The organism is Pedobacter psychrodurus, assembly GCF_032678585.1.
In the GTDB taxonomy this organism is placed as follows: domain Bacteria; phylum Bacteroidota; class Bacteroidia; order Sphingobacteriales; family Sphingobacteriaceae; genus Pedobacter; species Pedobacter psychrodurus_A.
The window spans coordinates 1-25,861 of record NZ_JAVTSN010000048.1; the positions used below are offsets into that span (position 1 = coordinate 1).

The 25,861-nt window shown below is 37.3% G+C and carries 24 protein-coding genes; 10 read left to right on the forward strand and 14 right to left on the reverse strand.

The features are described 5' to 3' along the window. On the reverse strand, positions 1-1,939 hold a 1,939-nt coding region (locus R2S57_RS24635), incomplete at its 3' end, for a hypothetical protein (RefSeq protein ID WP_316847578.1). A 33-nt stretch (positions 1,940-1,972) separates the two neighbouring features. Next, the gene (locus R2S57_RS24640; protein WP_316847579.1) at positions 1,973-2,689 is read right to left on the reverse strand and encodes a LytTR family DNA-binding domain-containing protein; all 717 of its coding nucleotides are present in this window, start codon (positions 2,687-2,689) and stop codon (positions 1,973-1,975) included. Between the two features lie 121 nt (positions 2,690-2,810). Between R2S57_RS24640 and R2S57_RS24645 the strand changes: the two genes are divergently transcribed. Both R2S57_RS24645 and R2S57_RS24650 read left to right on the forward strand, forming a co-directional pair. Continuing rightward, the gene (locus R2S57_RS24645; RefSeq protein WP_316847580.1) at positions 2,811-3,878 is read left to right on the forward strand and encodes a PA0069 family radical SAM protein; all 1,068 of its coding nucleotides are present in this window, start codon (positions 2,811-2,813) and stop codon (positions 3,876-3,878) included. A gap of 37 nt (positions 3,879-3,915) precedes the next feature. Then, positions 3,916-4,788: a hypothetical protein gene (locus tag R2S57_RS24650; protein ID WP_316847581.1), complete on the forward strand. Its 873-nt coding sequence runs from the start codon at positions 3,916-3,918 to the stop codon at positions 4,786-4,788. Between the two features lie 279 nt (positions 4,789-5,067). On the opposite strand, the gene R2S57_RS24655 is transcribed toward R2S57_RS24650, so the two are convergent. From R2S57_RS24655 to R2S57_RS24665, 3 genes are all read right to left on the reverse strand, one after another. Next, entirely contained in the window at positions 5,068-5,583 is a 516-nt protein-coding gene (locus tag R2S57_RS24655; protein ID WP_316847582.1) for a CAP domain-containing protein, read from the reverse strand. 146 nt (positions 5,584-5,729) lie between these two features. Then, complete coding sequence (locus tag R2S57_RS24660) at positions 5,730-8,282, reverse strand: ATP-dependent Clp protease ATP-binding subunit (protein WP_316847583.1); 2,553 nt, start codon at positions 8,280-8,282, stop codon at positions 5,730-5,732. 1,054 nt (positions 8,283-9,336) lie between these two features. Beyond that, a complete protein-coding gene (locus tag R2S57_RS24665; protein WP_316847584.1) occupies positions 9,337-9,804 on the reverse strand; it encodes a BLUF domain-containing protein in 468 nt (155 codons plus the stop codon). Positions 9,805-10,474: 670 nt separating this feature from the next. On the opposite strand from R2S57_RS24665, the gene R2S57_RS24670 reads away from it, so the two are divergent. Both R2S57_RS24670 and R2S57_RS24675 read left to right on the forward strand, forming a co-directional pair. Continuing rightward, positions 10,475-11,869 carry a glycosyl hydrolase family 18 protein gene (locus tag R2S57_RS24670; RefSeq protein ID WP_316847585.1) on the forward strand — a complete coding sequence of 465 codons (1,395 nt, stop codon included), beginning with the start codon at positions 10,475-10,477 and terminating at the stop codon, positions 11,867-11,869. 202 nt (positions 11,870-12,071) lie between these two features. After that, on the forward strand, positions 12,072-12,518 hold the full coding sequence (locus R2S57_RS24675) for a DUF1569 domain-containing protein (RefSeq protein WP_316847586.1): 447 nt from the start codon (positions 12,072-12,074) through the stop codon (positions 12,516-12,518). 21 nt (positions 12,519-12,539) lie between these two features. Here R2S57_RS24675 and R2S57_RS24680 read toward each other — a convergent pair whose 3' ends face one another. Next, complete coding sequence (locus tag R2S57_RS24680; protein WP_316847587.1) at positions 12,540-13,121, reverse strand: Crp/Fnr family transcriptional regulator; 582 nt, start codon at positions 13,119-13,121, stop codon at positions 12,540-12,542. Between the two features lie 147 nt (positions 13,122-13,268). Here R2S57_RS24680 and R2S57_RS24685 point away from each other — a divergent pair, with 147 nt between their 5' ends. The 4 genes from R2S57_RS24685 (at position 13,269) to ettA (ending at position 17,194) form a co-directional block, all read left to right on the forward strand. Continuing rightward, on the forward strand, positions 13,269-14,336 hold the full coding sequence (locus R2S57_RS24685; RefSeq protein WP_316847588.1) for an SDR family oxidoreductase: 1,068 nt from the start codon (positions 13,269-13,271) through the stop codon (positions 14,334-14,336). A gap of 228 nt (positions 14,337-14,564) precedes the next feature. Further along, a complete protein-coding gene (locus tag R2S57_RS24690; RefSeq protein ID WP_316847589.1) occupies positions 14,565-15,101 on the forward strand; it encodes a hypothetical protein in 537 nt (178 codons plus the stop codon). Continuing rightward, entirely contained in the window at positions 15,098-15,268 is a 171-nt protein-coding gene (locus R2S57_RS24695) for a hypothetical protein (protein WP_316847590.1), read from the forward strand. The genes R2S57_RS24690 and R2S57_RS24695 overlap by 4 nt, the downstream gene beginning before the upstream one ends. A gap of 246 nt (positions 15,269-15,514) precedes the next feature. After that, the gene (gene ettA / locus R2S57_RS24700) at positions 15,515-17,194 is read left to right on the forward strand and encodes an energy-dependent translational throttle protein EttA (RefSeq protein WP_316847591.1); all 1,680 of its coding nucleotides are present in this window, start codon (positions 15,515-15,517) and stop codon (positions 17,192-17,194) included. Between the two features lie 122 nt (positions 17,195-17,316). Here ettA and R2S57_RS24705 read toward each other — a convergent pair whose 3' ends face one another. The 7 genes from R2S57_RS24705 to R2S57_RS24735 form a co-directional block, all read right to left on the reverse strand. Continuing rightward, positions 17,317-17,703 (reverse strand): hypothetical protein, encoded by a 387-nt coding sequence (locus tag R2S57_RS24705; RefSeq protein ID WP_316847592.1) that lies wholly within the window; start codon positions 17,701-17,703, stop codon positions 17,317-17,319. An 18-nt stretch (positions 17,704-17,721) separates the two neighbouring features. Further along, on the reverse strand, positions 17,722-18,069 hold the full coding sequence (locus R2S57_RS24710; protein ID WP_316847593.1) for a hypothetical protein: 348 nt from the start codon (positions 18,067-18,069) through the stop codon (positions 17,722-17,724). A gap of 207 nt (positions 18,070-18,276) precedes the next feature. After that, on the reverse strand, positions 18,277-19,014 hold the full coding sequence (locus R2S57_RS24715) for a GDSL-type esterase/lipase family protein (protein WP_316847594.1): 738 nt from the start codon (positions 19,012-19,014) through the stop codon (positions 18,277-18,279). Positions 19,015-19,064: 50 nt separating this feature from the next. Then, entirely contained in the window at positions 19,065-21,767 is a 2,703-nt protein-coding gene (locus R2S57_RS24720) for an outer membrane beta-barrel protein (protein ID WP_316847595.1), read from the reverse strand. Continuing rightward, positions 21,751-21,984: a DUF1456 family protein gene (locus tag R2S57_RS24725; RefSeq protein ID WP_116251425.1), complete on the reverse strand. Its 234-nt coding sequence runs from the start codon at positions 21,982-21,984 to the stop codon at positions 21,751-21,753. Before R2S57_RS24725 ends, R2S57_RS24720 begins: the two co-directional genes overlap by 17 nt. Before the next feature lie 152 nt (positions 21,985-22,136). Next, positions 22,137-23,441 (reverse strand): DEAD/DEAH box helicase, encoded by a 1,305-nt coding sequence (locus R2S57_RS24730; protein ID WP_316847596.1) that lies wholly within the window; start codon positions 23,439-23,441, stop codon positions 22,137-22,139. 50 nt (positions 23,442-23,491) lie between these two features. After that, positions 23,492-23,710 (reverse strand): hypothetical protein, encoded by a 219-nt coding sequence (locus R2S57_RS24735; RefSeq protein WP_316847597.1) that lies wholly within the window; start codon positions 23,708-23,710, stop codon positions 23,492-23,494. A 236-nt stretch (positions 23,711-23,946) separates the two neighbouring features. Here R2S57_RS24735 and R2S57_RS24740 point away from each other — a divergent pair, with 236 nt between their 5' ends. Both R2S57_RS24740 and R2S57_RS24745 read left to right on the forward strand, forming a co-directional pair. Next, positions 23,947-24,420 (forward strand): ribonuclease H-like YkuK family protein, encoded by a 474-nt coding sequence (locus R2S57_RS24740; protein WP_116251422.1) that lies wholly within the window; start codon positions 23,947-23,949, stop codon positions 24,418-24,420. A 342-nt stretch (positions 24,421-24,762) separates the two neighbouring features. Next, the gene (locus tag R2S57_RS24745) at positions 24,763-25,230 is read left to right on the forward strand and encodes an SRPBCC family protein (protein WP_316847598.1); all 468 of its coding nucleotides are present in this window, start codon (positions 24,763-24,765) and stop codon (positions 25,228-25,230) included. Between the two features lie 8 nt (positions 25,231-25,238). Here R2S57_RS24745 and R2S57_RS24750 read toward each other — a convergent pair whose 3' ends face one another. Next, the gene (locus R2S57_RS24750; protein ID WP_316847599.1) at positions 25,239-25,817 is read right to left on the reverse strand and encodes a DUF4468 domain-containing protein; all 579 of its coding nucleotides are present in this window, start codon (positions 25,815-25,817) and stop codon (positions 25,239-25,241) included. Positions 25,818-25,861: the final 44 nt, after the last annotated feature.

Consider the following 25,861-nt stretch of genomic DNA (forward strand, 5'->3'; position numbering starts at 1 on the left):
TAACCGTTAAATAAGGTCTACCATTGATATCTTTACCGGCATCCATCACAATAACACTATCCGGATAGGCATGATTTATAGCATTCTGGAGTAAGTTCCTCAATATAATGATTAATAAATTTTCGTCGCTACACAAGTTCTTTAATCCCACAGGACCTATTTTGATGCTGATGTTTTTGGCTTCTGCTTGTGCTTTCATGGATATAGAAACACTTTCCAACAATTGGAGCACATCTATTTCCTGCATATCAAGTTCAAAATTTTCCATCTGACTTTTAGACCAGAGCAATAAATCTTCCATCGTTTCTAAAAGATGTTTTGAAGAGGTAATTAACTTTTGTTGATGAACATTGCGTTCCTCTTCCGAAATCAGACTGGCATTTTTTTGTTGGAGCTTTAAAAAAGTAAACAATTGACTTACAGGACTGCGCAGATCGTGCGAAATAATACTGAACAGTTTTGTTTTGGTTAAATTGGATTCGTTAAGTTTTGTATTAATAATATCCAATTGTTGATTCTTTTTATCCAACAGTAAATTGGCTTTTTGTTTATTCCGATAATTCAGGTAGATCAGCGATAAAGCAAATAACATTAAAACTGAAGCCCCACCCAATAACCATTTGGTCCTTTTTTCTTGTTGAAGCTGAAGGTTTTTGATTTCATTTTCCTTATTCAGTACGCCAATTTGTTGTTGCTTTACTTCATTTTGGAAACGGGCTTCCATTTCTACAATATTCTTAGATATAGATTCCGTTTTCAAAGAATCAGTATATTTTGCATAGAGAACCATGTGCGAATAAGCTGCATTTTGATCCTTTTGCTTTTTCTCTTCTATCGCCAAACTATAATATAGCCTGGCTATTACCGATTTGTTTTTATAATAAAGTGCAAAAGGCAGGGCTTCCTGATAATAAACAATTGCCCGTTTGCTGTTTTTTGTTTTTGCATAAAAATCGCCTAAAGCAATTTTTACGGTGTAGAGATCCTCTTTCTCCTTACTTAGAAAAACATTTTTCTCTGCTTCTGATAAGATCTGGAAAGCTTGTTTTAAGTTATTTTTATTGATAAACGCTTTACCCAATTCGGCCTGCGCGTCAATTAAAATGGTAATATCTTTACTTTTCTCAACAGATTTTTTTAAGCGCTGATAATATAATCTGGCAGAGTCGAGCAGATCGATAGCAATGTACGAACTCACCAAATCTTTATAAGCCGTTTCCAATCCTTCCTGATAGTTATCTAAATAATTAATCGCGTCTTTAAAATACGGCAAACTTTTACTGGGCCGGTTTAAATTCTGATAAATTTCTCCAACGGCAAGATAACCTACACCAATATTCGACTTTGATGCTGAATTATTAGTCCGGGCATAATCTATTTTCAAATATTTGATGTAAATAAGATAATTTTCCAATGCCTTTTCGAACATGCCCGCATTAAAATAATACTCTCCTAGTACAATATTTGCACCTACCTGAATCTCTTCATCAGGATCAATCTTCGCAATGGCGCTAAGCTGGTTCCGCGTAGCATTGGCTTTTTGGGTGAGCTGTTTATTGTCGTATAATCCCGCCAACCGGCGCAGCGCAAGCACTATCCTCGAATTGCTTTTTGCTTTTTCACCGTAATTTTTAGAAAGCTCATAATAATGTATGGCACTATCAATCCTATAGGTAGATTCGTAGCCTCCAGCCAAATGAAAGTTAAAAACAGATTGGTAAAACCAGTTATCTGCTGGCGTCATTTTTATTCCTGCAAGCGCCGCTCTAATCAATTCAGGATAGTTTTCTACCCCAGAAGGGATACCTTTTAGCTTATCACAGTAAATATTCCAATCCCTTAGTTTCTGGTTTTCATTTTTACCATTTGATTGTGCAAACACAAAATTCGGTAGCAGGAGCACAAAAAATATTGTCGAATACCAAACCTTTGAGCGCATAACAGATCTATTAATTGTCTTTGCCTTTCCTATTTAGCCCAGGCTTAATTCTTTTCTGGCACTTTTATAATATGTTTTCCCAATAGGCAAAACCCTGTTCGAAATCGATATTTCCCTATTTCCAATTTCGTTTACCTTGCCTTTCAAAACAGCGTAACTTCTGTGGATACGCACAAACTTCCCTAATGGTAACGATTCTACAAATTTCGATAAGGTGGTTAAAGTGAGGTGCACCTTTTTGTCCGTTACAATTTTGGTATAGTCGCCAAAGGCCTCTAAATAAAGAATTTCATTAATATCAAGTTTAATGGTACTCAAGCCATCTTTAAATACAATATCTTCTTGCTCAAAAAGCACGTCATAGGCCTCAGCCTTGTTCTTTAACTGTGTAAAATCTAAAATACGTTTCACCGTTACATCAAAGCGATCTGTTTCTAATGGTTTTAAAATGAAATCGAAAACCTTTAACAAAAAACCTTCCAGCGCATATTCAGGGTGAGATGAAATGATTACGTTAACGGTAGCCGTATCATTAATGGTCCGAATAAATTCAAGCCCGTTAATATCCGGCATATCAATATCCACAAATAAAATATCTGGCTGATGTGTATTAAAAAAACTCAAAGCCTCAATGCAATTGTCAAAACTTCCTATAAGTTTCAAATCTGAAGAACTATTTATTTCATTTTCAACAGATTTCCTATCTAAGTCAGAATCATCAACAACAATACAAGATAAGGGGATATTCATGCGATTGGCCAATTAGCTGTATAAACATAGTAAAAAAACACAGTATTTGATTTAAAAAAATCGCTGGCAAAAAATTATCCACATCACTAAATTTTACTAATTTTTTTAGTAATTTTAATGTATGCTTGGTGAAGAAGAAAAACAATATTTTAAGGGACGGGGTGCCCAGGTTAATCCACACAACAAATTTTTAAAGGATGTTTATGTAAAAGAGCATCAGGAAGGGATAGACGATTGGGAAGAAAGCGACCGTAAAACCGCTTTTATTTTTGAAAATTCGAAAACCATCGTCAATAAGGTGGATAGCCCTGATGTGGGCATGGCCTATTCCTTAAATCCTTATCAGGGATGTGAGCATGGCTGTACCTATTGTTATGCCCGCAATTCTCACCAATATTGGGGTTATAGCGCAGGGATAGAGTTCGAAAGAAAAATAATCGTCAAAAAAGATGCACCAGAGCTATTTAAAAAGTTCCTGGAGAAAAAAGGCTGGAATGCCACTACCATTTCACTTTCGGGCAATACGGATTGTTACCAGCCCGCAGAGAGAAAATTTAAACTGACCAGGCAATTGCTGGAAATAGCCCTGGCTTACAAACAGCCTATCGGGATGATTACCAAGAATTCCTTAATCCTTCGAGATCAGGATATTTTGCAGGAAATGGCTAAACTGAACCTATGCATGGTATATGTTTCCATCAATAGTTTAAATGAAGATTTGCGGCAGGTAATGGAACCGCGTACCACAACTGCAAAACAACGTTTAAGGGTAGTCGAAGAGTTGAGTAAAGCCGGAATCCCTATGGGGGTTATGGTTGCGCCACTTGTTCCCGGATTAAGCGACCATGAAATTCCTAAGATTTTAAAAGCAGTAGCCAATGCCGGGGCGATTAAAGCAGGTTATACCGTAGTGCGGCTAAACGGTGCAATTGGACAGATATTCGAAGACTGGTTGCGCAAAAACTTTCCGGATCGTTTTGATAAAGTTTGGCACATGATCCAAAGTTGCCACGGTGGGAATGTAAACGATAGCAAATTTGGCGACCGGATGCGAGGTGATGGAAATATTTCTCAAATGATCAGGGATAATTTCAGGTTGCATTGTCGTTTAAATGGCTTGAATGTAAAGGATATTATTCTAGACCATAACTTGTTTAAAATTCCAAGTAATCAGGTGAGCCTGTTTTAGTTTGGCTATTTAGCAGATTAGACTTAGTTTTAGCCCCATGAACATTGCATTAGTAAGCTATCTTGATCAAGGCGCATACGATACCACTACCGTTGAAAGTGAAGACGATAAACTTTTAGATTTCTTAAAAGAAAAAGGATTAAAAATTGAAAAGGTAATCTGGAACGATCAAAATATAAATTGGGAAGATTATTCCCTCGCAATCCTAAAATCACCATGGGATTATTTTGACCTGATTGAAGACTTTTATAAATGGCTGAACCATTTAGAGGCGAAAAAAGTGAAGTTGCTTAATCCGATTGATATAGTAAGATGGAATTCGAATAAAAAATACCTTCAAGAAATTGAAGCAGCAGGTTTAAAGGTTACACCCAGTGTTTTTATCAGCAATCAGGAAAACATAAATCTGAGTTATTTCTTCCAAAAATTTAATACCGATCAATTAATTGTAAAACCCTGTGTTAGTGGTGGAGCAAAAAACACCTTTAAGGTAACAGCTGATAACGTTGATGAAATTAATCTCAAACTCCAAAAACTTGTTCAGGAAGAAGATTTTATTGTTCAACCATTTTTGACTGAAATATTGGAAAGTGGCGAATGGTCTTTTGTTTTCTTTAATGGCAAATACAGCCATTCGCTAATCAAACAGGCCAAAGCTGGCGATTTTAGGGTACAACCCGCCCATGGCGGTTCAGTACATCCGCAAAAACCAAGTGAAGAGCTGATTGCAAAGGCGCAGCAATATGTTGCTTCATTTGCTAAAAACTGCCTTTATGCACGGGTGGATGGCACTTTTGTAAACGGAGATTTTTTACTGATGGAATTGGAACTGATAGAGCCCTTTCTATTTTTGAACACTGCCCCAGAAAATTACCACCGCTATTATAAAGCATTAAAAGATTTAATTTGAAAAGATATTATTTTTTAAACTTCCTAACTTGATTGGAAATCTTGTTTATCCCCATGCCATTATTAGCAAAACCTGATCATTTTAAACCTAAACCGATAGCTATCGGATGGCGCGGTAGCTCCCGATTTCCTTCTAATCGAGGCTACAAGAAGAAAACAGTACGGACATTAATATGATTACTGCAACTGCTTTTCAAAACAAAGCAAATTGATCAGGCCAAATAATGATATTTGATTAAAGTCTTTTCCGTTCAAGTTGGGAAACGATACCCGAAACAATTTACCTCGCTGCAAAAACCTGCACCCAGTAATGATCTGTTTTAGCAGCACCCATCTCTTTAAAAGCAGCATTCATGATATTTTTGCAATGATCTGCGCTTTTAATCCAATCGTTAAAAACCTGTGCTTCGGAAGTTTGTCCTGATGCGATATTCTCTCCAACAGCCGTCCAGGTATATCCAGTGGCTTTAACCCTTGCACCAACATTATCGCCATTTGCAGAGGTATGCGATAGCGCTTTGATCGATGCAATATACTTACTATGCGCAATTGCAGCAGAACTCAAATTTACATTCCAGCTTAGTGCACCAACAGGGGGCATAACAGTTGTTCCGCAATTACAGCCAGCTAAACGGGTGTCGTTTACGAGCTTTAACAGGGCGTCGTTGTTAATATTGGTTGCTGTGGAAATTACTGGCGGATCATCTGTTGGTGAAGAATCAGAATCAGTTCCTTTTTTACAGGATAATGCAAAACATATCGTTATGCATACCAAGGGGTAGACGATAAATTTCATATATAGTAGATAGCTTAATGAAATATACGATGATTTTCTGAAAAAAAATAATTTCCATTCATCTGTTTTATCATCCAAAATGGATCAGTTGGCTATCCAATAGATATAAAACAAAAAACTCCCAATTTTCATCGGGAGTTTTTTTGTTATTTACTCGAAGAATCTTCTTCTTGTTTTGGCTCTTCTTTTTTCTTTTCGCCCTTTTTGTGAACGATTGAAATCAACTCGGTAGTTTTATCATAATCAATTTCTAAAACGTCCCCTTCAGTTAATTCACCTTTAAGGATTTCTTCAGCAATTGGATCTTCTAAATATTTCTGGATCGCTCTTTTTAACGGGCGGGCACCAAAGTTACTATCGAAACCTTTATCAGCAATATATTCTTTAGCGTTTTCAGTTAATGCGATTTCATAACCAAGGGTATGAACGCGACCGAACAATGCTTTTAACTCGATATCGATTATTTTGAAGATTTCTTCTTTACCTAAGCTATTAAATACCACTACATCATCAACACGGTTTAAGAACTCAGGCGCAAAAGCACGTTTCAAAGCACTTTCAATTACCCCACGACTGTGAGAATCGGCCTGGTTTGTTTTCGCTGCTGTAGAGAAACCAACACCCTGGCCAAAATCTTTTAGCTGACGGGCACCAATGTTAGAAGTCATGATGATGATTGTATTTCTAAAATCAACTTTACGTCCTAAACTATCGGTTAACTGTCCTTCATCCAAAACCTGCAACAGGATATTGAATACATCAGGGTGCGCTTTTTCAATCTCATCCAATAAGATTACCGCATAAGGTTTTCTTCTCACTTTTTCGGTTAACTGACCACCTTCTTCGTAACCTACGTATCCCGGAGGCGCGCCCACTAAACGTGATACCGCAAATTTCTCCATGTACTCACTCATGTCGATCTGGATCAATGAATCATCGCTATCGAACATGAAACGGGCCAATTCTTTTGCCAATTCTGTTTTACCTACACCTGTTGGGCCTAAGAAAATGAATGAACCAATTGGTTTTTTAGGATCTTTTAACCCTGCTCTTGTACGTTGGATGGCTTTGGTCAATTTTTTGATCGCATCATCCTGACCGATAATTTTCTCAGCTACTTTATCGTACATATTCAACAGCTTTGCACTGTCTGTCTGTCCAACACGTTGTACCGGGATACCAGTCATCATCGAAACCACTTCGGCTACGTTATCTTCTGAAACCTCGTAACGTTTAGTTTTGGTTTCAGCTTCCCACTCTGCTTTGGCTTTATCTAATTCTTCAATTAAATTTTTCTCTGTATCGCGTAGTTTTGCAGCTTCTTCGTATTTCTGGCTACGTACAACCTTGTTTTTCTCTAACTTGATATCTTCAATTTTAGCTTCGATATCAATAATGTTCTGAGGAACATGAATGTTGGTTAAGTGAACACGAGATCCTGCTTCATCTAAAGCGTCAATGGCTTTATCTGGCAAGAAACGGTCAGAAATATAACGTGATGTTAAAGTAACGCAGGCTAAAATTGCTTCGTCGGTATAAGTAACACCATGATGTTCTTCATACTTATCTTTAATACGGGTTAAAATTTCTACAGTTTCATCTGGTGTAGCTGGCTCTACCATTACTTTTTGGAAACGACGGTCTAAAGCGCCATCTTTCTCAATGTACTGGCGGTATTCATCTAAAGTTGTAGCACCAATACATTGAATTTCGCCCCTTGCCAATGCAGGTTTGAACATGTTTGATGCATCTAATGATCCTGATGCGCCACCTGCACCAACAATGGTGTGGATCTCATCAATAAACAAAATTACATCTGTCGATTTTTCAAGCTCGTTCATAACGGCTTTCATACGCTCTTCGAACTGTCCGCGGTATTTTGTACCAGCCACCAATGAGGCTAAATCTAAAGTCACTACACGTTTGCCAAAAAGCACGCGAGAAACTTTACGTTGTACAATACGTAAGGCCAAACCTTCAGCAATTGCCGATTTACCAACACCTGGTTCACCGATTAAAATCGGATTGTTCTTTTTCCTGCGGGATAAAATCTGCGATACACGCTCGATTTCTTTCTCGCGGCCTACAATTGGGTCTAAACGACCTTCTTCTGCAGCCTTTGTTAAATCGCGACCGAAATTATCCAAAACCGGGGTTTTAGATTTTATATCCGAAACCTTTTTAGGTGTACTAAAGCTTTCTTCTTCGCGATAATCATCATCGCCTCCTGTAGAGGCACTGTTTGAGATATCATCTCTGAAACCATTTTTATTCACTTCAACCTCCTGTTTAAAAACATCATAAGTAACGCCATATTGCAATAAGATCTGTGAGGCGATATTATCATCATCTCTCAAAACCGATAACAATAAATGTTCGGTGCCAATTAAATCGCTTTTAAATATTTTAGCTTCTAAGTAAGTAATCTTTAAAACTTTTTCTGCCTGTTTAGTTAATGGAATATTGCCTAAGTTTACTGTAACACTCGAAGTACCGCGAACAGCATCTTCAATTGAGCGGCGCAATTTACCGGTATCAACTCCTAACGATCGTAAAATTTTTATAGCCATACCATCGCCTTCGCGGATGAGGCCCAATAATAAATGCTCGGTTCCAATGTAATCGTGCCCCAAACGGAGAGCTTCCTCCCTACTAAAAGAGATTACATCTTTAACCTGTGGTGAAAATTTTGCTTCCATAATACCTTTCTTAACAGCTACGTCCCTAAACTATAAAATAAATTATAAAAAGCGACTGTACCATTTCGTTTATTTTATCAACAATTGCGCCATATGGGTGGATAAAAGGCAGTATACATATCCCCCAACCTAAAAAATACGGTAAGAATATCGTTTCAATAAATATATATTCCCTTATATCTATCTACGTAATAACTGTTTTATAGGTTTTAAAAGGGGCTTTATTCATTACCTCCCTTTCAAATTATCATTTTGTCGGTTTATTGTAAGGATTTTTTCGATTCGAATAACTGACAATTTGTTGCTTTTTGCTAAGGCAATTTACAAGTTTTGACAGAAAAACAAAAAGAACGTGACATCATTTAACAAATTCACCAGACAATTATCAATAACCTTTAGCCCTCCACCGTTAAATACGATATAATCATTACGAAGCTAACTGCAAATAGGTTGTTTTTGTTTTGAAACACGTAAGGTTTTTCAGACAATTTGGAAGCTTTCGATCTTTGTTTCTTAACTGTTAATGGAAACTATACAAGGCTAGCATTAAGGCAATACAGACATTAAGTGAAATGCGCCATAAAAAAGTTAAACATCCTTAATGTTTCTTAACTGCTTGATGGTAATAAGGAAACCACCATTAAGGCAATAAGGACATTAAGTGAAATGTGCCATAAAAAAGTTAAATATCCTTAATCTTTCTTAACTACTTAATGGTAAAAACTACAAAATCCACGATTAAGGCAATAAGGACATTAAGTGAAATGCGCCATAAAAAAGTTAAACATCCTTAATGTTTCTTAACTGCTTGATGGTAATAAGGAAACCACCATTAAGGCATTAAGGCCATTAAGTGAAATGTGCCATAAAAAAGTTAAATATCCTTAATCTTTCTTAACTGCTTGATGGTAATAAGGAAACCACCATTAAGATCATTAAGTGAAACGTGCCATAAAAAAGTTAAATATCCTTAATCTTTCTTAACTGCTTAATGGTAATAAGGAAACCACCATTAAGGCATTAAGGCCATTAAGTGAAACATGTCATACCTCATTTAAGCTTCATTGTAGAAACTTCTCAGAAACTGTAATGGCACATCTGACGGACCGGTTTTATTACAATGAGAGATGATGTCATTTAAGTTAAAATGTCCTGATACAGATTCAAAATTCTCACTGTCAGATTCCTCAAAACCTAAACTCCAATCGGTAAAGCAGCGATCATCGTATTTACCGAACTGTAGCAACACAACCGATTCGTGGCGGTCATCCCTTTCAATTTTTGTATAAAGTTTGCGGATAGTAAGTTCATTACCCTCGAGCAACTGCATAAACCGTCCTTTACTCTTTGTGATTTGCTGCCCTTTTACATACAATAATATACCTGTAATATTATTTTCCTGATTAAAATCCCTACTCTGGTTAAGTAAAATTTTAAGATGGTCTTCATCAAACAAAATTCTTTCTACGCTACTATAAATTAAATAGAAAATTGGCGCAACATTCTTATCCTGTGGTTCCATAAAGCCAAGTAACGCTAAAATTTTGGAATATAAGAATTATTCAGCCAAACTAAATTTTATCAAAAAAACATTAATAAAATACCAAATTATTTTAAAGGAAAAACACTATTGAAAATACTGATAAGTAGCTGTCCTTAAAATAAATTGCAAAAGCCTTCCAATCCTGAAAGGCTTTATACATTAACTAATGTTTACGGTATCTACTAAGAATTAATCCGTTTATTAAAAGTAAAACATTTTCGCTCCTTAACCGATAATTATGCTCTTTTTGAAAATACTTTGATAATTACATTAGAACAGAATTAGAGTTATTGATTCATTTGTTCATTAGCCACTGGTTCATTGGTTAGCATGACTCAGAAAAAATAATCCAGACCTAACGATGTGACTATACGCCTAAACTGGGGAATCTTATTATTTATCTTATCACAATTTCAATCGTTAGAACCGCTCCACAACGAACATACACTACTAAAACGTAATATTAAACTCACAAAAACAATATAACAAACTTACATTGGTAAGGATAAGGTATTGGAATTGGTTTATTGACCACTAGTGTATGGTATGATAACATGGGAGAAATTATGCTTTTCTCTATCCCTAATGCCTATAACGCATGAGCAGATCATTACCTAACTATATCACTAACCAATTAATTGAAAAACTTATGAGAAATGCAACAAAAACATGGCTTGGCATAATGCTTGCCTTAACCGTTCTTTATTCCTGTAAAAAATCAGAGATCAATCCCAATCAAGACACCGACCTGTTCGAAGGTAAAAAAAAGGAAATGGCTGTCGCCTCACTTATTCCAGGCACTTCTTTCAGAGTGGTGGGCTACATGCCTTCCTGGGCCGGTGCTGTAAACCAAATCCAGTTCAGTAAACTTACACACGTAAATTATGCCTTTGTATTGCCTACTTCTACAGGTGGACTTCAAGCCGTAGAAAACCCATCTAAATTGCAAAGCCTGGTGAGTTCGGGTCATGCTGCTGGTGTAAAAGTGCTTATCGCAGTTGGCGGATGGAACAATGGCAACGACAGTGCCTTCGAAAGTTTTGCTGCAAATTCAAGCTACCGTACCAATTTTACCAATAACATGATCAATTTCGTAAATCAATATAATCTCGACGGGGTAGATATCGACTGGGAATACCCAGATAATGGAAGTTCGGCCAATAATTATACGCTCCTGATGCAACAGTTGAGTACCGCACTACACAACAGTGGCAAACTACTTACCGCAGCCGTAGTTTCAGAAAATGGCGGGAGCATCCAAAGCGGTGTTTTTGCCGCAGTAGATTTTTTAAACCTTATGGCTTATGACGGTGAAGGTGCCAATCATTCTACCTATAATTATGCAGTAAATTCGATCAATTACTGGCAAGGGCGTGGACTTTCTGCTGCAAAAACCACGCTAGGCGTACCATTTTACGGCAGATCATCTTCTTCTTATCTCGATTATAAGGATATCCTCGCCCAAGGTGGAAGTGCAAACTCAGATACTTATGGCAATATTGGCTACAATGGCATTCCCACGATCAAAAGCAAAACAAACTTAGCTTTCGACCGCACCGGAGGAATCATGATCTGGGACTTGAACGCCGATGCCACCGGTGGCAATTCGTTATTAAGTGCCATTTATGATAGTATTGTTGCACGTGTCAACAACGGAGGCCCGAGCATTCCATTTGGGACGGTAATTTCGCTAAAAGGTTTCAACAACAAATTTGTCAGTGGGCAGAACGGCACCGCCGCCATGACCTGTACCACTACCACAGCCACATCAACTGAAAGGTTTACCGTTATAGATGCTGGCGGTGGCAAAGTGGCCCTAAGGAGCATGGGCAAATATGTATCTTCCGAAAACGGTACTCAGGCCATTACCTGTAGCCGAGCAACCATAGGCGACTGGGAAAAATTCGACTGGGTTGTTGCGGCAGATGGAAAAGTGGCTTTGAGAGGTAACAATGGTAAATTTATTTCTAGCGAAAACGGCACTCAGGCCATGACCTGTACCCGTGCAACTGCTTCGGGCTGGGAGTATTTTTCAATTAACTAATGATAAAATGGGCCGAGCCTATCCCTCTTCTTCCTGATGGAAAATTAACGCGGAACCAATGGTTCTGCGTTAATTATTTTGCAAAAGGACTAAATATTGTTACGTCAATTATTATTCTGGCTCAGAACGCCCTTTTATTGGCTGTTTTATACCCCATATATGCAGATTTGGATCTATAGCTTTGATAAGCAAATAAAAGACTATGAAAACCATATTTGATGAAAACCTGCGAACACAACTGATTGAGCGAATCAACACGCTTAACGTAAACAGCACTGCCTTATGGGGGAAAATGAATATTTACCAAATGTTGAAACACTGTAGCACATACGAGGAAATGATGTTAGGAAAGAATCAATATCAGCGGGTATTTTTAGGTAAACTGTTCGGCAAAATGGCGCTGAAAGAATTTACCCAGGATGAAAGTCCAATCAAACAGAAAACGCCTACCCTTAGCCAGCTCAAAATCAAAGAAAAAAGCGGCGATGTAGAAAAAGAAAGAAAAAAATGGATTGCTTTACTTAATGAATACGCAAATCCTTCAGATGCCGAAATTGTACATCCTTTTTTCGGGAAACTGAGCCAAGAGCAAGTTGGCCAACTGGTTTATAAACATACCGATCATCATTTGCGCCAGTTTAATAGTTAAGAAAGCTAAGCATCTTATTTTTCACTTTCTGAAAGCTAAATTCTTCTTAATGCGGCTTAGCGTTTCTGGTGCAATACCAAGGTAAGAGGCAATAAGATTCTGTGGTATTCGCGCTATAATCTGTGGATTCGATTCTACAAGTAAAAGATATTTTTCTTCCGCACTGTGGGTGATGGAACTCATCAATCTGCGTTCTTTTGTAATCAGGCTATTTTGATAAAGTATACGGAAGTAGCGGTCCATAATGGGTACGGCAAGTGTTAAAGCCTCATAGTCACTCCGCGAAATCAAAAGCAGTTCCGAATCTTCTATCGCATCGATATTGAACAATGCAGGCTCACCGGTTAAAAAGCTGTTGAAATCGGATATCCACCAACCCTCCCAACCAAAAATACTCATGTGTTCATCGCCTTTATCGTCAACATTATAAGTACGAAGTAGCCCCTTGGATACAAAGGTCAAATGTTTGCAAACATCACCTGCCTGTAACAGATATTGTTTTTTCCTCAATTTCTTAGGAGAAAAAAAAGATTGTACAGCTTCTTGATCCTGATCGCTGAGCGAAACCTTTTCCTGAATATGTTTGAAGAGTATATCAATCATGGCGAATAAAGCTTTACGGAGTACAAAGATAAATTTTTCAATGGATGAACGCTAAATATAAACTTGATCCAGGTCAAGCGCACTATTTGACGCAGGTCAAGAGTAGGACAATCACACAAAGCTAATTTTGCTTAAAATTAGAACATCATGAGCAAAATAGCATTAGTGGTAGGTGCAAGTGGCATAGCAGGTAGTAATCTGGCCGAAAGCCTGATAGCCAAAGGCTGGGAAACCTATGGTTTGGCCCGCACACCAAATAAAGAAATAACCGGACTTAAACCCGTGGCAGCTGATCTTTTAGATATGAACAGTCTTAAATCAGCATTATTAGAAGTAAAGCCCACCCACGTTTACATTACTACCTGGATGCGCAACGATACCGAAGCAGAAAACATAAGGGTAAATAGCCTGATGGTACGTAATCTGCTAGCTGTATTGTCCGAAAAAAAGTCAGTCGAACACGTGGCCTTGGTAACCGGATTAAAACATTATCTCGGCCCCTTTGAAGCCTATGCCAAAGAAGGCTTTCTTCCCGAAACGCCGTTAAGAGAGGAACATCCGCGATTAGAAATGGAGAACTTTTATTATGCACAGGAAGATGAAGTATATGCCGCTGCAAAACGCGATGGTTTTACCTGGAGCATCCACAGGCCGCACACCGTTATCGGAAAAGCAGTAGGAAATGCCATGAACCTTGGAACCACTTTGGCCGTATATGCCACCATCTGCAAAGAAACTGGTCGAATGTTTAAATGGCCAGGCTCAGCAGCACAATGGAATGGCCTTTCGGATGTTACCGATGCAAATATATTGGCAGAGCATTTAATCTGGGCTTCAACTACTAAAACAGCCAAAAACGAAGCTTTCAATATTGTTAATGGTGATGTATTTAGATGGAGCAGATTATGGAAACGCATAGCAGCCTATTTCGATGTAGAATCCCTAGGTTTTGAAGGTAAGATTCAATCGCTCGAAAAAGAATTGGCCAATGATACTCAGGTTTGGCAACAAATTGCTAAAAAGCATAGCCTAAAAGAAGAAAACTTAAGCCGTTTGGCATCAGCGTGGCATACCGATCTCGACCTTGGGAGGCCAATCGAAGTCATGACTGATATGTCGAAAAGTAGAAAACTAGGTTTCACTATTTATCAGGACACAGAGGAATCATTTTTTGAATTATTTGAAAGACTGCGAGCAGCAAAGTTAATACCTTAAACAACTGTTTAATTTTCAGAAAGAAGAGCTTGCAATCAGATGATGCAAGCTCTTTTTATTTATGATAATACCCAACAGATTATTAGGGAATAATGTTCTTATTTATTGAATTATATTTAAATCATTATCATGTGGTTTTCAATTTTATTATACCTGGATTTTAATCTCCATTAAATCAACTCTACTGTAGTGTTTGTACAAGTTGACCATTTTTCGTAAATTAGATGTGTGAAAAAAAGACAAAATATAGAACTCGATTTTTTCATTGATAAGTTGACCAATTCTATTGAAAATGTTGTTACAGGCGATTGTTTTCAAACTGAAGTCTCATTAGTATCTACAAGTGACCTAAAAGCTATTACAAAGAAAAATAATTGGCAGTTCGATTGGAAATATGAACATAAACAACCCGAAAGAGAAGTTTACAAACTAACAATTATAGGTAATCCGGCGATTATTCAAGGAATAATGTGTATTGAAATAAAGTCTGACCATGTTTATATGCATTTGGTGGAGAATGCTCCGTTCAATAAAGGAAAAGAAAAAATGTATGCAGGTGTTGCCGGAAATCTTGTAGCTTTCGCTTGTCGGCTTTCTTTTCAACGAGGACATGAAGGAAATGTTTCCTTCTTATCAAAATCACAACTTATTGATCATTACGAAAGAACTTTGGGCGCTATCCATTTTGGAGGACGTGTGATGATTATTGAAACAAAATCCGCATTAAAATTAATTGACAAATATTTTAAAAACCTAGGATTATGAAAAAGCAAACAATTGAACCTGACTTCATTGGTGGACAAGGTGCTCTAACAAAAGAAGAAGAAATTGCATTAACAAAATATTTTGCTAATAAAAAATCCAAAAATTTAAAGCCACAAGTTGAAACGAAAACAGCTTTATCATCCAAACAACAATTTACAGCACAATAATTGGAACTATCGTTATAAGTGTTATAACATTGGTGGGTATTGATCTTTTATTGGAAGTAGTGTAATTCTAATTTCAAAATCAAAACCTTACAATCAGGATATAGCTACCCAAATTTTAGAAGTATTTATTAAGCGACTTTCTATTTTCATCAACAGCGTCAGCACCTATCCACCAAAAGCACATCTTCCATTTTACCTCTTCCATCTTCCATTTTTACCCCTATCTTTGCAACCTAATTTAATAATATGTCAGACGAAAAAATCATATTTTCAATGGCAGGTGTAAATAAAATTTACCCTCCACAAAAACAGGTTTTAAAAAATATTTACCTTTCTTTCTTTTACGGGGCCAAAATTGGTGTTATCGGTTTAAATGGTTCTGGTAAGTCATCCCTTTTAAAAATTATTGCTGGCTTAGATAAATCTTACCAGGGTGAAGTGGTTTTCTCACCAGGTTACTCGGTTGGTTATTTAGCACAAGAGCCGATCTTAGATCCAGAAAAAACAGTACGCGAGGTGGTTGAAGAAGGTGTGGCCGAAGTAACTGCTATTTTAAAAGAATACGAAGAAGTGAACGAGGCTTTCGGATTAGAAGAGAACTACTCTGATCCTGATGCCATGGATAAACTGATGGCCAGACAAGGCGAGCTTCAGGATAAAATTGATGCTTTAGGTGCCTGGGAAATCGATTCAAAACTGGAAAGAGCAATGGATGCCTTGCGTTGTCCTGATCCAGACACTAAAATTGGTGTACTATCTGGTGGTGAACGCCGTCGTGTAGCGATGTGCCGTTTACTGCTTCAACATCCTGATGTGTTATTATTGGATGAGCCGACCAATCACCTGGATGCCGAAAGTATCGATTGGTTAGAGCAGTTCTTACAAAACTACGAAGGAACCGTTATTGCCGTTACCCACGATAGGTATTTCTTAGATAACGTTGCCGGATGGATTTTAGAATTAGACCGTGGTGAAGGTATTCCATGGAAAGGAAATTACAGCAGCTGGTTAGATCAGAAAGCGAAACGTTTATCTCAGGAAGAGAAAACAGAGAGCAAACGCCAGAAAACTTTAGAACGTGAGTTAGAATGGGTACGTATGGCACCAAAAGCACGTCATGCAAAATCTAAAGCACGTTTAGCCAATTATGATAAATTAGCATCTGAAGATGGCAGAGAAAGAGAAGACAAATTGGAGCTTTTTATCCCTGCCGGACCACGTTTGGGTAATGTAGTGATTGAAGCGACCAATGTAACCAAAGCCTATGGCGATAAAGTATTGTTCGATAACTTAAACTTCTCACTTCCTCCGGCAGGTATCGTGGGGATTATTGGCCCCAATGGTGCAGGTAAAACCACATTATTCCGTTTAATCACCGGACAGGAAGAAGCAGATACCGGTACTTTCCGTGTTGGTGAAACCGTAGAATTGGGTTATGTAGATCAGATGCACAACGATTTGGATGCCGATAAAACCGTTTACGAAAACATTACTGATGGCTTAGACAATATTCAATTGGGCACCAAAGCCGTTAACGGACGTGCTTATGTATCGAAATTCAACTTTAATGGTGGCGATCAGCAGAAAAAAGTAGGCATTCTATCTGGAGGTGAGCGTAACCGTGTACACCTGGCCATTACCTTGAAAAAAGGTGCCAACGTATTGTTACTGGATGAGCCAACCAACGATATCGACGTAAATACTTTACGTGCATTGGAAGAAGCCTTAGAAAACTTTGGTGGTTGCGCCGTGGTAATCAGTCACGATAGGTGGTTCTTAGATCGTATTTGTACACACATCCTGGCTTTCGAAGGTAACTCTGAAGTTTATTTCTTCGAGGGTAACTATTCCGATTACGAAGAAAACCGCAAAAAACGTTTGGGTGATGTTGCTCCAAAACGGATCAGGTATAAAAAATTAGATTAAAGCAAAGTCCCGGTGAAAACCGGGACTTTTTTTGAGGCGCAATTTTGAAAATGGTTTGTATAGGAAACTGTAAGCCCCGAAGAAGTCAAGTTTTTTTTAAACTTGACTTCTTTTCTCACGCATTATATAGACGGCTGAAAAGGTGCAGGTCTTTGATTTTCTTTCGCCTTGCGTTTACCCCTAAAAAAGAAATACAGGTTGATAAACAACATGATGCCCAGGTAAATGGCAAAACCACCAATTTTAGAACTTAAAGCTTCAATTAAGTTGCGGTAATCTTTTGTGCTAATGGTGATCTTCATAATGAGTAGTGCAAAACCAATGTTTAGGAGATAAAAGCCTGTTTCGAAAAGTTTGTTGGTCGCATTGGCAATCTCTTCCCGCCCTTTAAAAATATCTAACATATAAACCTTACTATTTTTAAAAAGCGTTTTTGAAACATAAAAAGTCAAAAAAAGTGCAATTGGTAAATAAACTGCATAGCCGATTAAAATTTTTGTCGTTTCCATAATGAAAATTTTAGATTGTTATTTTATTAATTTATGTATGATATTGGTAAGCAAATAGATATTTAAATAATGAAGAACAGATAGTATGCAAACAATGGTTGCCACTTTTATAGCCATTACTTCTATCAGCTGTTGCGATGAAATAATCGTTTCCCACCCAACCAAAGTCATGGCGCAGTAGCCGATATTCACCAGGTAATAAGAAACCAGTAGCGATTTATTGATCTGTTGACAAAGGTCCAAATGATCGGGAATCAGTTCGGCCACAAAAATATTTCCGTTCCGGTAACATATCTTCCCTACTACTACAATAATAAATGCAATCACCGTAATAAAAATGCCGTATCCGAGTATATTGAAATCCATAACTGATCGCTTTAATTATTTAACTTTCAGGAAAAAATGAAAATATAGATTAAAAAAATAAGCCTCTTTTAAGGCATTTTTAGCATGTTATATCTCCCGCTTTCCCTTTCACGATGTAAAAGTAAATAAATGTTATTAAACTTTCAAATATTATTGAAAGTTTATAAAAATAAAAAAGGCATATCTTAAAATATGCCTGATATTTAGCTAATGGCGGTTCTTCAAAGCTTTTTTGATGGCAATCTCTGTTACACCTTCCATTATTTTATAGCCGGCAAGGTTGGGGTGAACACCATCAATGGTTAGTTCAGGGCGCTGCCCCTTCCGTTCATCAACCAGGGGTGTCCAATAATCTAAAACTGTATAGTTTCTCTCTTTGGCATAAGCTGCGATCATTTCATTTAAGGATACGATGATTTCTGCTGGTTTAATGCTTTTGTTCCAGGCATATTGGTAAACAGGAAGATATTTACAAAGTACCACTTTAATATGATGTAACCTCGCCAGTTCTGCCATCGATTTAATGTTATCCATAATTTTTTCGTTGGTAACATGTCCGGTATTTCCAGCGATATCGTTACTTCCCGCCAAAATAATTACCACTTTAGGTTTAAGGTTAATCACATCCTGCCTAAAGCGGATGAGCAACTGCGGTGAAATCTGCCCGCTTATTCCCCTATCCAGGTATGGATTATTGTTGAAATATTCGGGATCCTTTTGCTTCCAGAATTCGAAAATTGAGCTCCCTAAAAAAACAACTCTTTTTTCATTTTTGCCTGAGGGCGGTAAGAGTTCATTCTCTTTCTGGTACTTAGTGAGGGCGGCCCAATCATCGGCAAAATTTTCTTTCTTCGGTTTATTGTTTAATGAATCTGCTTTCTGATCCTGCGCAAACAGACTACCAGCAGTAATCAGCAAAAGAAAAAATAGTAATTTACTTTTCATGGTATATTGAATAGGTAAGCGAGCGAAATGCTAAACTAAATAATTTGAGTTTAATTATTTAATTCGTCTGCATTAAAGTTACCATTCGTCTTACTTTTTTTATTGCCGAACTGACTCAGGTTATAACCTAATGTGGCCTGCACAAAACGGCTGATAAAACGTGTCCTGTTTTCGGAAATCGAGTTATTGCTAATACTGGTACTAAAAAGTGCACCCTGATTAAACAAATCGTTCGCCTGGATTGAAAAAAGGAGTTTATTCCCTTTAAGGAAAGATGTATTTAATCCCATGTTCACCAACAGGGGGTTTCCGGCATAAAGGTTATATCCAAAATTTAAACTTTTAGAAGCCGATGCATTTACCCTCAAGCGTTTACTGGGAATCCAGCTCGCACTCCCATTTAAAGCCAAAACCTGAACATTTCTGATATTTTGGTTCATCACCGAATAGGTATTCGAACTAAAACTATAGGATACACTGGTGTTAAAAGAATATTTTTTTTCATTCAGGTTAAACCTAACTCCATTCGAAATATTAATTCCGCCACTTCGGTTCAGTATATTATCGGTGTAAAAAACATTGCGGCTATAAGCAATATTACCATTTATGGATAAGGAAAGTTTATTATCCAACATCCTTTTATTGAGTGAGTAATTGCCGCCAACATTGTAAATACCATTTACATTTTCGTAAGTAGTTTGCTGTTTTAAACTGTTCAGCGTATCGCGGAGGAAAACAGTATTGCTCACTACACTATTAAAGGCAAAAGTACCCGATAAACCAGCCATAATACTTAAACCCGATTTAAGGCCAAATTTATTGTAACTCAGATCAGCAGTATGGCTGGAAGTCGCTTTTAGGTCAGGATTACCGATTATCAGATTCTGCACATCGTTATTGTTTCTAATGGGCTGCAGTTTATTAAAATCAGGCGAACTGGTATAACCGTTATAACCAAAACTTAAATTCCCGTTATCTTTAATCTGATAACTTAAATTGGCAGATGGCGAAAAATTTAACTGATAATTTCTTAGTTCCTGCCCTGTATTCTGGTATTTACCGATAATAATGCTCGGCGAAAAATTAAGTCCGAAATTATAACTGATCCGCTTTGCATTGGTATTAAAACCAACGCTAAAATTCTGATTGATGAAATTCGACACATAATCCTGCCCAAGCGAATCGACAACAAAACTGTTTCCTAATGGATTGGTTACTGTTGTAGTTTGCAAGTTCTGGCTTCTGCTAACCGAAAAACGGTACGATAAATTGATAAAACTATAATTTCCCGTACTATCGTTGGCTTTTTTTAACGAGTTCGAAAACTGGATATTTCCACCAAAATTGGAGCTTGAAGTATTGTTATCTACCAATCTGTTCAGGAGCGAATCTTTAACCAATACATTAGTTGTTTCGTTATAATACCGGATGATATCGTTAATCGTACTGTTAGAATTCCCGCCGTTTGTACCAAAGTTAAAGCCCATAGATAAGGATCTTTTGTTATTGGCCAGGCGCCGCGACCAATTGATACTCCCGTTAAGATTTGGATTGCTGTTCTGCGAAGCTGTATTGGAAATGAGATCCTGTTTAATAAATCCGGTTTTTTTTGAGGTAGAGAAAGCTTCATTCTGCGTATCGGCCAATGAACCTGTAAGCGAAACATTAAAGTAATTTTTCTTTGTAGCTCCATTTAAACCAAGGTTAATGTTATTGTTTAACGACCTGGAGTTATTAGCGCTTTCCCTTAAATCAAAGATCGTCCCCTGTGGGTTAAAGGTTTCCAGATAATTGCTTTGAATCGATTTGTTGGTACCATTACTAAAATTGTAACTGCCATTCACACTAAATTCCTTTGAAATTTTATCACGGATATTCCCATTTAAGGCTCCATTATTCAATTTGGAAAACTCGTTGTTGGTAATGCCGTAACGGCCACCAAAACCAATCTGTTTTGTTTTTTTCCAAAGGCTACCATTACCGCCTAAATTATGGGCATTATTGGTTGCAGAATTCATACTTACCCCACCAAAGGCTCCTTTATCCATGCCAGGCTTGGTTACCAGATTTAACATCTTTTGTGGCGTACCTGTCTTGATCCCCGTAAAGTTGGCTTCATCACCATAATCGTCAATCACCTGAAGTTTGGCTATAATATCGGCGGGTAACTGCCTGATGTAGTCCTCCACATTACTGGTAAAAAAATCCTCGCCATTTACACGCAGCTTGGTCATTTTTTTACCCATGGCGGTAACTGCACCTTTTTCGTCTACTTCAATACCCTGCAGCTGTTTTAGCAGGTCTTCTACTTTATCGTTTTCTCTTACGGTATAGGCTCCGGCGTTATATTCAATGGTATCTTTTTTGATTTTGATCGGATCTACTTTTACCTTAACCTCTACATCTTCTAAGCGGATGGTTTCTGTTTTGAGCATGATGGGTTCCAATACTGAAGTTTTTTTCGAAGATTCTACTTCGTAAATCGAGGCAAATGGCTTGTAACCCAAAGCACTAACAATAAGATAGAACTTGTTGTGACTTACCTTTGCGAATGTGAAGTTCCCTTTCGCGTCAGCATTGGAGCGAAGGGTATCTTTATCGGTAATTAACCGGATACTTACGCCCTCAATGGGCTTTTTCAAAGAATCGATTACATTACCACTTATTTTAAACTGAGACTGAGCGAGAGCGTTAGAAGAAAGAGTAATCAGTATAAAAAATATTAAAAAGCATATATTATTGCTTTTTCTCATCCCTCGGACCTCTTTTGTAAATAACAAGACCGTTTAAAAAATTACGCAGAATCTGGTCGCCACAGGGTTTAAAATTCTCGTGGTCTTCGTTTCTAAAAATATCACCCAGTTCTGCCTTGGTTACTTTAAAACCAACCAGATCGCAAATGGTAATAAAATCTTCAGTTCTTAGTGATAAGGCTACTCTTAGTTTTTTTAAAATATCGTTGTTGCTCATTTTTTAATTATTGAATGATAGAAGGATTGAGTTAGTGAATGCTTTAAAGTTAAAGGTTGTAAAGTTGGAATGTATTAATTTGTAAAATGCTTAAAACGCTCAGTTTAGCTAACCCAGACTTCCGACTCCGGACTTCCGACTTCGGACTCATTTCAACTCGCTACTTCTAATTTAAGTTTTTTTCCTTTAATTTTTTCTCCGTTTAAGTCTTTCAGTAATTTTTCTACTTTGTTTCTTTTAACGGCCACATAACTGCTGGTATCTTTTACTTCGATCAGGCCTAAATCTTCTTTTGTTAAATTCCCTTTCTGCAAAAATAAACCAACAATATCAATTTTGTTTATTTTATCCTTCTTGCCATGTGCAATATATAAGGTTACCCAATCGCTCGCTTCTGGCAATTTATATTTCTCTGATAAAACCTCTTCTTCGATATCATCAGGCAAATATTTATAATTTTCTTCGGTGGTTAAAATGGCGTAGGCTGTCCCTTTTGCGTGCATACGGGCTGTTCTACCATTGCGGTGAATATAAGCATCTTCAGTATAAGGCAATTGATAATGCACAATATGTTCTACTTCAGGAATATCGAGTCCACGGGCGGCTAAATCTGTGGTAATTAAGATCCTGTGGCTACCGTTCCTAAATTTGAGTAAAGCTTTTTCACGGTCGATCTGCTCCATACCACCATGAAACACATCATGTCCTAAACCATTTTCGAAAAGCAAATCGCTGATGCGGTCTACCGTTTCCCTATGGTTACAAAACACCAATGTATTTTTACTGCCGATTTTACTGAGCAACCTAAACAGATAATCCAATTTATCAGCTGCTGGTACAGTTATTTTTTTAAGCTTTAAGTCAGGTTTAGCTTCGATATTTTTTGAAAAATCTACTTCAACTGGCTGGATCAATTTCACAAAAGGTGGAATCTCTTCCATTTTGGTTGCCGAAGTAAGCATTCTCTGTTTTAAAGAGAGCAGCGAACCAATGATATAAGACATGTCTTTTTCAAAACCAAACTCCAGCGACTTATCAAATTCATCTAAAACCAGGGTTTCGATAAAAGATTCGTCAAAATTCTGATGTTCTAAGTGGTAAGCCACTCTACCCGGGGTTCCGATCAGTATGGCCGGTGGATGTGCAAGGTTATTTTTTTCTATCCGTACCGCATGACCACCGTAACAGCAGTTTACTTTAAATGATGTACCCATCTGTTTAAAAACCTGTTCAATTTGAAGGGCTAATTCGCGCGAAGGTACCAAAACCAAAGCCTGTACTCCTTTAACCCCGGTTTTTAAATTGGAAAGCAATGGCAATAAAAAGGCTAACGTCTTCCCCGAACCTGTTGGCGCAATTAATATTACATCTTTACCAGTCTTAGCTGCTTTTACAGAAGACTCCTGCATCTCATTAAGCGCAGAAATATTTAATTTTTTTAAGGCATTTTCTATCATTCCGCCATAAAGGTAATCATTTCTCTTTAGGGCTAAAATGATGCCTCTGCTTAGGGTTTGAAAAATCTGTTCCTGAGTTTGCGGAGGGTAGAGAAATTTAATCTTTTATCTAACAACATGAGCATGTTGCCACGTTTAGACATGGAGGATAACACTTTTTCATTAACCGCATCAACTGAAGATAAAATCCTATCAGCCAGTTCATCCGCGAATTTATTGGCTCTGCTATTTTGCAATAATTGAAGTTCTTGAATTAATTCTGCTCTCATAATTAAGAATTTTTAATGAATGTACAAATATTAACGAGCCTATTTGTGTTTTGTTTCAATAAATTATAAGTTGATCCAAAGTATTATCACTAACTTGTTGATAACTAACTTTTTGTTAGCAAATAAACAATCTACACTTAACATATATTTAATTCTTAGCACCTATTTTTATAAAAACCTGATTACCATTCGTCCCAAAGGGATTCCTTTGGAATTAACCTCAAAAACATAAATGTATGACGTGGAAAAAATTTAGTGGTGAAATTATTCAGTCTTCCATCCTCGAAGAAGTAGAAAACGCGATTATCAGAGAAACAGAAAACGGCTATAAGCTTAAAGTTTGCATCGGTACTGATTCGCAGGTTAAAGGTGCGGTAACCGATTTTGCAACCGTGATTGTTTTGTTAAGGGAGCACCATGGTGGTTTTATGTACATCCACCAGGAAAAGAGCACACAACAGGTCAGTATTAAAGAAAGAATGTTAATGGAAGTGCAGAAATCAATCGAAACTGCTTATTCCATCTGCGACTTACTGGATATTTATGACGTGGCTTTAGAAGTTCATGCCGATATCAATACCAGCCCATCCTTTAAATCGAACAAAGCACTTAACGATGCCATGGGTTACATTTTAAGTATGGGCTTTATCTTTAAAGCAAAACCAGAAGCATTTGCAAGTTCTACCTGCGCCGATAAAATGGTGCATTAGCGAAAAGCTTTGACAAATTTCCTGGCCAAATGCTATAAATTTGTCAAAGCTGATCATTTTTCATCGTCCTCGTTTTTAACGAGGATGTATGAGAAAAGCGATTTTATCGCTTATCCATTTTCTCTGTGTGCATTAAAAATGCACTTCTCAATAATCCTCGTTGCAAACGAGGACTATACCGTTTATTTACGATTCCTGTGCGCGCTAGCCTTTCATCGCATTTTGTTAGGGATTATGGACCTCATTTTGCGTAATGCTGTGATCTCTGCGCTTTTCTTGGCATTCTTTGCGGTTAAGTCTAACAAAACCGCATATTTGCTGTTGTCTTCTTAAAATAAGAACTTGAAAACGTACAGATTAGAATTTACGCAAAAACTCCCGGTTGATTTAGATACGGCATGGGATTTTTTCTCTTCACCATTAAATTTGGCAGAGATTACGCCAAAAGATATGACCTTTGAGGTAACCTCACCGAAGATGAGCAATACTAAAATGTACCCTGGTTTGATTATTACCTATAAGGTTTCCCCTTTGTTTGGTATCAAATTAAATTGGGTAACAGAGATTACCCATGTTAAGGATAAAGAATATTTTATCGATGAGCAGCGTTTTGGCCCATTTACATTCTGGCACCATCAGCACCATTTCGAAAAAATAGATGGTGGCGTGTTAATGCACGATACCTTACACTACAGTATTGGCTGGGGGCCAATTGGTATAATTGCAAATGCAGTTCTGGTAAACAACAAAATCAACGAAATCTTTAAATTCCGCTATCACAAAGTTGAAGAACTATTTGGCAAATTATAGTCTTAAGCTTACCACTTTTTAGTGGAAATACTTTCAGTTTTCTTTTTGGCTTTCTCTACCCTATTGGTGGCTAAATATTTTTTAAACTCATCGCCAAATTTTTCAATTTTATTATAGGTGCTGTTTAGAATATCTTTCCACGCACCTGCGTTCAGTTTACCTGGAATACGCTCCAAAGGCACACCGATTTTTGTAGTGGCTACAAAATTTCCATAACGGTCTCTCTGATATGGAATAAACAATAGGTCGGTTAACCAAAATCTATATTTGCCATTACGCGCCTCAAAAACAAAATTATAACTCACTTCGCCACTCGGGTGGCCAGCAACCAAAATTGTTTTATCAATCACCATTGTCCCTTTGGCCAGGATTGAAGAATCGGTGATACTTTCTTGTACTATCGATTTTTTATACCATACATTCACAAACGATTTGGCCCTTTGCAGCAAAGTATCCTTATTTACCATTTGCGAATCTACAACCTTATAATAGATAAATTTACCGTTATCATCTTTCGAAAACTGTTTCTGTTGTGCGGACAATTGAATTGAAAAAAGGGCAAGAATAATAAAAAGAAGCTGTTTCATCTGAAATCGGTTAATCGGTAAATCTAAATATTTAAAGGTAAGAA

Coding starts and splice junctions, on each gene's coding strand:
- R2S57_RS24645 (WP_316847580.1), top strand. CDS start 2,811: ATGCTTGGTGAAGAAGAAAAACAATATTTTAAGGGACGGGGTGCCCAG.
- R2S57_RS24705 (WP_316847592.1), bottom strand. CDS start 17,703: ATGGAAACGACAAAAATTTTAATCGGCTATGCAGTTTATTTACCAATT.
- R2S57_RS24685 (WP_316847588.1), top strand. CDS start 13,269: ATGAGCAAAATAGCATTAGTGGTAGGTGCAAGTGGCATAGCAGGTAGT.
- R2S57_RS24710 (WP_316847593.1), bottom strand. CDS start 18,069: ATGGATTTCAATATACTCGGATACGGCATTTTTATTACGGTGATTGCA.
- R2S57_RS24735 (WP_316847597.1), bottom strand. CDS start 23,710: ATGAGAGCAGAATTAATTCAAGAACTTCAATTATTGCAAAATAGCAGA.
- ettA (WP_316847591.1), top strand. CDS start 15,515: ATGTCAGACGAAAAAATCATATTTTCAATGGCAGGTGTAAATAAAATT.
- R2S57_RS24640 (WP_316847579.1), bottom strand. CDS start 2,689: ATGAATATCCCCTTATCTTGTATTGTTGTTGATGATTCTGACTTAGAT.
- R2S57_RS24715 (WP_316847594.1), bottom strand. CDS start 19,014: ATGAAAAGTAAATTACTATTTTTTCTTTTGCTGATTACTGCTGGTAGT.
- R2S57_RS24660 (WP_316847583.1), bottom strand. CDS start 8,282: ATGGAAGCAAAATTTTCACCACAGGTTAAAGATGTAATCTCTTTTAGT.
- R2S57_RS24655 (WP_316847582.1), bottom strand. CDS start 5,583: ATGAAATTTATCGTCTACCCCTTGGTATGCATAACGATATGTTTTGCA.
- R2S57_RS24725 (WP_116251425.1), bottom strand. CDS start 21,984: ATGAGCAACAACGATATTTTAAAAAAACTAAGAGTAGCCTTATCACTA.
- R2S57_RS24695 (WP_316847590.1), top strand. CDS start 15,098: ATGAAAAAGCAAACAATTGAACCTGACTTCATTGGTGGACAAGGTGCT.
- R2S57_RS24680 (WP_316847587.1), bottom strand. CDS start 13,121: ATGATTGATATACTCTTCAAACATATTCAGGAAAAGGTTTCGCTCAGC.
- R2S57_RS24730 (WP_316847596.1), bottom strand. CDS start 23,441: ATGATAGAAAATGCCTTAAAAAAATTAAATATTTCTGCGCTTAATGAG.
- R2S57_RS24720 (WP_316847595.1), bottom strand. CDS start 21,767: ATGAGAAAAAGCAATAATATATGCTTTTTAATATTTTTTATACTGATT.
- R2S57_RS24650 (WP_316847581.1), top strand. CDS start 3,916: ATGAACATTGCATTAGTAAGCTATCTTGATCAAGGCGCATACGATACC.
- R2S57_RS24740 (WP_116251422.1), top strand. CDS start 23,947: ATGACGTGGAAAAAATTTAGTGGTGAAATTATTCAGTCTTCCATCCTC.
- R2S57_RS24670 (WP_316847585.1), top strand. CDS start 10,475: ATGAGAAATGCAACAAAAACATGGCTTGGCATAATGCTTGCCTTAACC.
- R2S57_RS24675 (WP_316847586.1), top strand. CDS start 12,072: ATGAAAACCATATTTGATGAAAACCTGCGAACACAACTGATTGAGCGA.
- R2S57_RS24750 (WP_316847599.1), bottom strand. CDS start 25,817: ATGAAACAGCTTCTTTTTATTATTCTTGCCCTTTTTTCAATTCAATTG.
- R2S57_RS24665 (WP_316847584.1), bottom strand. CDS start 9,804: ATGGAACCACAGGATAAGAATGTTGCGCCAATTTTCTATTTAATTTAT.